Here is a 6,187-nt window from a genome sequence, read left to right as displayed (position 1 = left end):
GGCCCCGAAGCGCGCCGCCGCGCAGCACACCGTGTACGGCCCACATCCCGGAGGAGGACCCCATGGCATCCGTACGGCATCTGATATCCATCGACGACCTCGACGACACGGACCTGACCGCGCTCGTCACCCGCGGTGCCGCCTTCTCGGCCGGCACCGCGGGCCGCCCCGCCGCGCTCGTCGGCGACATCGTCGGCATCTACTTCCGCAAGACCTCGACCCGCACCCGGACCGCCTTCTCCAGCGGCGCCCTGCGGCTGGGCGCGCAGACCGTGGCGTACGGGCCCGACGACCTCCAGCTCAACACCGGCGAGACCAGCGAGGACACCGGCCGTGTGATGTCCGGGATGCTCGACGTGCTGGTCGCCCGTACCGCCGGGGACACCGCCGAGATGCGGTCTTGGGCCGCCCAGGATCGCATGGCCGTCGTCAACGCGATGAGCGCCGACGAACACCCCACCCAGGCGCTCACCGACCTGACCACGCTCCAGCGGCAGTTCGGCCGCGTCGAGGGGCTGCGCGTGCTGTACGTCGGCGAGGGCAACAACACCGCGTCGGCCCTCGCGCTGGCGCTGAGCCGCTTCCCCGGCGTCGAGTTCGAACTGCGGACGCCACCCGGCTACGGCCTGGCCCCGTACTACCGCGAGCGGGCCGCCGAACAGGCCGCCCGCCACGGGGCGACGTTCCGCGAACGCCATGACATGGCCGACCTGCCCGCCGACCTGGACGCCGTCTACACCACCCGCTGGCAGACCACCGGCACCAGCAAGCCCGACGCCGACTGGCGGGAGATCTTTGCGCCCTTCCAGGTCACGGCGGCGCTGTGGGAATCCAGCCCCAAGGCGGTCTTCATGCACGACCTGCCCGCCCACCGCGGCGACGAGGTGACCGCCGAGGTGCTCGACGGACCGGCCAGCATCGCCTTCGCCCAGGCCGAGAACAAGATGCACAGCGCGATGGCGGTCCTGGAGTGGTGCAGGACATGACCCTCGTCGAGGGCGCCGCCGCGCCCGCGGACCGGCCCCTGCGCCGCAACCGGGAGTTCCTGCTCCTGTGGTCCGGGGCGAGCATGTCGTTCCTGGCCGCACGCGTGACAGCGGTCGCCTATCCGCTGATCGTGCTCTGGCACACCGGTTCCCCGCTGGCCATGTCCGTGGTGTCCACGGCGGCGCTGCTGCCGCTGCTGCTCGTGCAGTTGCCGGCCGGCGCCCTCGTGGACCGCTGGGACCGGCGCCGGCTGATGCTGGTGTGCGAGGCGGGCAGGGCCGTCGCAGTGGCGAGCGTGGCCCTCGCCCTCGCGACGGGCCGGATCGCGGTCGCCCACCTGGCGGCCGTGGCGTTCGTGGAGGCCGCCCTCGCGGTGTTCTACCGGCTCGCCGAGCGTGGTGCCGTACGCAATCTCGTGCACCCCGACCACCTGCCCGCCGCGCTCGCGCAGAACGAGGCGCGGGGCAGGGCGGCCGGTCTGCTGGGCCAGCCGGGCGGAGTGCTGCTCCAGTCGCTCGGCCGGTGGCTGCCGTTCGGCTTCGGAGTGTTCGGCTACCTCGTCTCGTTGCTCTCCCTGCTGGCGATCCGCAAGGACTTCCAGGAGGAGCGTGCCGGCACGCCGCAGCGGGCCCGGCTCTCCTCCGAAGTCGCCGACGGCATGCGGTGGTTGTGGCGCCAGCGGTTCCTGCGGGCGGCCCTCGGCTATGTCGCCGGCACGAACGTCCTGTTCCAGATGCTGGCGCTCGCCCTGATCCTGCGGGTCAAGGAGGCGGGGCTGCCGTCGGCGACCCTCGCGATCGTCGTCGGCATCGGCGGGGTCGGCGGGCTGTGCGGGGCGCTCGTGGGCGGCCGGATCCAGGCCCGGTTCCGGCAGCGCACGCTGCTCGTCGGCGGCGCCCTCGCCTGGACGCTGCTGATCGGCGCGATGGGCTTCACCAGCAGGCCCGTCCTGCTCGGCGCGCTGTACGCGGGCACCGGGTTCGTCGGCGCGGTGTTCAACGTGGCCGCCGCCGTCTACCAGGTGCGCACCACACCCGACGCGCTCCAGGGCCGGGTCGCCGCCACCGCCGGTCTCATCGGGTCCGGCACCAACGCGCTCGGCTCGTTCGCCGCGGGCCTGCTGCTCGCGGCCTGGGGCGCGGAACCGACCGTACGGGGGATCGCGGTCGCGATGGCCGTACTGACCCTGTTCGCCGTACTGGCACCGGACTTGAAGGGAGAACTGCGCGATGACCGGACCAACGCCGAAGCCGATGCCGGGCCCCGACCGCCCGACGCGAACCGGTGACCCGTCCGCCGACCGCACGACATCCGGTGGCGACCGGACGGCCCTGGGCGGTGGCTGCCCGGCGCCCGGCGGCGACCGGCCCGTGCCGAGCGGTGACCCCGCCGCACCGCCCGGCGACCGGACGACATCCGGTGGCGACCGGACGGCCCTGGGCGGTGGCTGCACGGCGCCCGGCGGCGACCGGCCCGTGCCGAGCGGTGACCGGCCGGTACCGGTCGCCGACCGGTCGGCGTCGGCCGACGCGCGTGGGGCGCGGCCCGGCGGTCCGGCAGTGGCGGTCGACCGGCCCGTGCCGAGTGGGCACCGGCCGGTGCGGACCGCCGGCGGGGCGACCTCGGCGGGCCCGCGGACCGTACGGCCCTCCGGGCAGCCGGCGAGCGCCGACCCCTGGCTCACCGCCTGGCGTCCCGCTTCGGCCCGCCCGCCCCGGCTCCGCCTTGTCTGCTTCCCCCACGCCGGCGGCAGCGCGCAGCTCTTCCGCGGCTGGGCCGCCCGCCTGCCCCCCGACATCGAACTGCTCGCGGTCCGCTACCCGGGCCGACAGGAGCGGCTGGCCGAACCCTGCCGCACCGACATGGCCACGCTCGCCGACGAGATCACCACCGCACTGCTGCCCCGGCTCGACGGACCGCTCGCGCTGTTCGGACACAGCATGGGCTCGTCCGTCGCCTACGAGACGGCGCTGCGGCTGGAGTCGCGGCACGGCGTCGTGCCCAGGCGGCTGCTGGTGTCGGCCCGGTCCGCGCCGCATCGCGCCCGCCGCACCGGACTGCACCTGCGCGGGGACGACGAACTCGTCGCGGGCGTACGCCAGCTGGGCTCCCTCGGCTCGGAGGCGTACGACATCCCCGAGCTGCGCGAACTGCTCCTGCCGACCCTGCGCGCCGACTACCGGCTCATCGAGGACTACCGGCCCGCGGCCCCGCCCGTCCGGCTCCGCGCGCCCATCACCGCCTACCTCGGACGCGACGACCCCGGCTGCGTACAGGCCGACGTGCTGGCCTGGTCCGAGCTCACCGCGTCCGGGGACTTCGCCCTGCGCACCTATCCGGGTGACCACTTCTACCTCGCCCCGCGCGAGGCGGAGCTGGTCGCCGACATCACCAAGGACCTCGACGTCATTCGACGAACTGGAGACATGACCCCATGAACGACCCCCTGACACAGACGGAGCTCTGGACCCCGCTGGACATCGAGTCGGAGGGGACCGGCGGCGCCGACGAACTCGTGGCCCGTATCGACGACATGGGCCCCGAGGAGGTCGGCAACCTGCTCACGCAGGAGAAGGGCCTCGTCTTCCGCGGCTTCGAGATCACCCCCGAGGAACTCGACCGCGTGCTCGACAGGCTGCTGCCCAACCGCCTCGCGTACGTGCACGGCAACTCGCCGCGCACCAAGGTCGGCAGCAACGTCTACACCTCCACCGAGTACCCGCAGGAATTCACCATCTCGATGCACAACGAGATGAGTTACGCGCACGCCTGGCCGGCCCGGCTGGCCTTCTACTGCCAGGTGCAGCCGGGCAGCGGCGGAGCCACCCCCGTGCTCGACGCGGCGCGCTGGCTCGACTCCCTGGACGCCGAGGTCCGCGAGGCCTTCGCGGGCGGGGTGCGGTACGTACAGAACCTGCACGACGGCTTCGGCCTCGGCAAGAGCTGGCAGGACACCTTCGAGACCACCGACCGGGCCGAGGTCGAGGCGTTCCTCGAACCGACCGGCGCCCGGTGGGAGTGGAAGGCCGACGGCGGCATCCGGGTCGCCTCCGTACGCCCCGCCACCACCAGGCACCCCGTCACGGGTGCAGAGGTGTGGTTCAACCAGTCCGACCAGTGGCACCCGGCCGGCCTCGGCGACGACACCGCCGCCGCCCTCGCGCAGATCCTGCCCGAGGAGGACCTGCCGCAGAACGTCACCTTCGCCGACGGCACCCCCATCCCCGCCGAGTACGTCGTCCAGATCCGCGACCGCGGCCTGGAGCACGCCGTCGACGTCGACTGGCGCTCCGGCGACCTGCTGCTCATCGACAACGTCCTGCTGGCCCACGGACGCCGCCCCTTCACCGGCGCCCGTCGGGTGCTGGTCGCCATGTCGGACTGACCCGGCCCGCGCACGTACGACCCACCGACGGAACGGACAGAGGCGATGACCGCCCGATACGAACACCTCAGGGACCACGAAGCGGTCCACATCTGGCGGGGCCGGGCCCCAGACGTACTCGCGCAGCGTGACACCGACCTGCTCTCGGACGAGGAGCGGCGGATGGTCCGCCGGCTGCCGGACCCCGCCGCGGCCCGTTACGCGGCCGCCCACACGGCGCTGCGCCGCGTGGTCGCCGGGTACCTCGACGTGCCGCCGCGCGACCTGGTCGTGGGCCGGCGTCCGTGCCCGCGCTGTGCCCATCCCCGGCACGGCAGGCCGCGCGTCGACTGGCCGCCCACCGACCTCGACTTCAACCTCTCCAGGTCCGCGGCGCACTGGCTGCTCGCCGTGGTCGTCGGCCACCAGGTCGGCGTCGACCTGGAGGACGACCGCAGCCTCGACGTCGACGGCGCGTCGAAGCTGGTGCTGAGCGCGTCGGAACTCGTCCATGTGCGTTCCGGGGCCGACGAGACCACCCGCGCGCACGCCTTCTTCCGCTGCTGGACACGGAAGGAGGCCGTGGTCAAGGCGAGCGGCGTCGGCATCATCACCGACCTGACGGCGGTCGACGTACAGCCGGCGCTGGACGGCCCGGTCGTCGTCACGCACGCCGAGCCCACGGGCCCCGACACCTGGCTGGTGCAGGACCTGCCCGTCGTCGACGGGGTGTTCGCCGCCCTGGCCCGGGAGGCCACGGCCACCGGCCCGGTCGTGGCGCAGAGCTACGAAGACCTGATGCGACTCAGCGAGGAGAACAGAGAGGTACTGGCGCCATGAACTCCATCGACTCCACGAACCCCATGACCGCGGTCGAGTACACCGCACCGCCTGGCACATCCGTGCACGACCACATCAGGACCCACCGGGAGAAGCTGCGCACCGTCCTCGGCGAACGCGGGGCGATCCTGCTGCGCGGCTTCGAGGTCGGCGGCGTCGACGGGTTCGACGGGGTGGTGCGCGCCCTGTCCGGGAGCGGACCGCTCAGCTATGCCGAGCGCTCCTCGCCGCGTTCCACGATCAAGGGGCAGGTGTACACCTCGACGGACTACCCGGCCGACGAGGAGATCTTTCTGCACAACGAGAACTCGTACCAGGCGGTCTGGCCCAACACGCTCTACTTCTACTGCATCGAGCCCGCCCACACCCGGGGCGCGACCCCGCTCGCCGACATCCGCGAGGTGTACCGGGCCATCGAGCCGGCGGTGCGCGAGGAGTTCGTGCGGCGCGGCGGCTGGCGTGTGGTGCGCAACTTCCACGCGGACTTCGGAGTGCCGTGGCAGGAGGCGTTCGGCACCGGCGACCGGGACACGATCGTGGGGTACTGCCGGGACAAGGGCATCGAAGCCGAGTGGCGCGCCGACGGCGGGCTGCGTACGACGGCCGTCCGGGCCGCGGTGCACCGGCACCCCCTGTCGGGCGAGGAGGTGTGGTTCAACCACGCCACGTTCTGGCACGTCACCTCGCTGGCCCCGGAGGTCCGGGAAGGGCTGCGGGAGATCTTCCCCGACGAGGACCTGCCCACCAACACCTACTTCGGCGACGGCGGGCGCATCCCGGACGAGACGGTCGCCCACCTGCGGGCCGCCTACCGCTCGGCGACGACCCGCTTCGACTGGCGCCGCGACGACGTCCTGATCGTCGACAACATGCTGGCCGCACACGGCCGCGAGCCGTTCACCGGCCCGCGGAAGATCGCGGTGGCGATGGCGGAGCCGTCCTCGACCACACCGAGTTGACCGCCGGGTCGACCACTGAGCCGACCGCCGAGCCGAC

At 73.2% G+C, this 6,187-nt stretch carries 6 protein-coding genes; all 6 read left to right on the top strand.

Annotation, left to right across the window (positions count from 1 at the left end):
- Positions 1-62: 62 nt before the first annotated feature.
- Genes QF035_RS22360 through QF035_RS22335 form a run of 6 tightly spaced genes read left to right on the top strand, consistent with a single transcriptional unit; the run spans position 63 to position 6,150 of the window.
- Entirely contained in the window at positions 63-986 is a 924-nt protein-coding gene (locus QF035_RS22360) for an ornithine carbamoyltransferase (protein WP_307522259.1), read from the top strand.
- Positions 983-2,275 carry an MFS transporter gene (locus QF035_RS22355; RefSeq protein ID WP_307522258.1) on the top strand — a complete coding sequence of 431 codons (1,293 nt, stop codon included), beginning with the start codon at positions 983-985 and terminating at the stop codon, positions 2,273-2,275. Before QF035_RS22360 ends, QF035_RS22355 begins: the two co-directional genes overlap by 4 nt.
- Positions 2,217-3,425 (top strand): thioesterase domain-containing protein, encoded by a 1,209-nt coding sequence (locus QF035_RS22350; protein WP_307522257.1) that lies wholly within the window; start codon positions 2,217-2,219, stop codon positions 3,423-3,425. The genes QF035_RS22355 and QF035_RS22350 overlap by 59 nt, the downstream gene beginning before the upstream one ends.
- On the top strand, positions 3,422-4,372 hold the full coding sequence (locus QF035_RS22345; protein ID WP_307522256.1) for a TauD/TfdA family dioxygenase: 951 nt from the start codon (positions 3,422-3,424) through the stop codon (positions 4,370-4,372). Before QF035_RS22350 ends, QF035_RS22345 begins: the two co-directional genes overlap by 4 nt.
- A gap of 45 nt (positions 4,373-4,417) precedes the next feature.
- A complete protein-coding gene (locus QF035_RS22340) occupies positions 4,418-5,191 on the top strand; it encodes a 4'-phosphopantetheinyl transferase family protein (protein ID WP_307522255.1) in 774 nt (257 codons plus the stop codon).
- A gap of 23 nt (positions 5,192-5,214) precedes the next feature.
- Complete coding sequence (locus QF035_RS22335; protein ID WP_307531334.1) at positions 5,215-6,150, top strand: TauD/TfdA family dioxygenase; 936 nt, start codon at positions 5,215-5,217, stop codon at positions 6,148-6,150.
- Positions 6,151-6,187: the final 37 nt, after the last annotated feature.

It is taken from the genome of Streptomyces umbrinus (genome assembly GCF_030817415.1).
GTDB classification, from domain to species: domain Bacteria; phylum Actinomycetota; class Actinomycetes; order Streptomycetales; family Streptomycetaceae; genus Streptomyces; species Streptomyces umbrinus_A.
Note: the sequence above shows the minus strand (reverse complement) of the source record. Positions and strands in the feature narration are given on the sequence as shown.

Excerpts from the sequence above, each read along its gene's own strand:
- QF035_RS22350 (WP_307522257.1), top strand. The coding sequence starts at position 2,217 with ATGACCGGACCAACGCCGAAGCCGATGCCGGGCCCCGACCGCCCGACG.
- QF035_RS22340 (WP_307522255.1), top strand. The coding sequence starts at position 4,418 with ATGACCGCCCGATACGAACACCTCAGGGACCACGAAGCGGTCCACATC.
- QF035_RS22360 (WP_307522259.1), top strand. The coding sequence starts at position 63 with ATGGCATCCGTACGGCATCTGATATCCATCGACGACCTCGACGACACG.
- QF035_RS22345 (WP_307522256.1), top strand. The coding sequence starts at position 3,422 with ATGAACGACCCCCTGACACAGACGGAGCTCTGGACCCCGCTGGACATC.
- QF035_RS22355 (WP_307522258.1), top strand. The coding sequence starts at position 983 with ATGACCCTCGTCGAGGGCGCCGCCGCGCCCGCGGACCGGCCCCTGCGC.
- QF035_RS22335 (WP_307531334.1), top strand. The coding sequence starts at position 5,215 with ATGACCGCGGTCGAGTACACCGCACCGCCTGGCACATCCGTGCACGAC.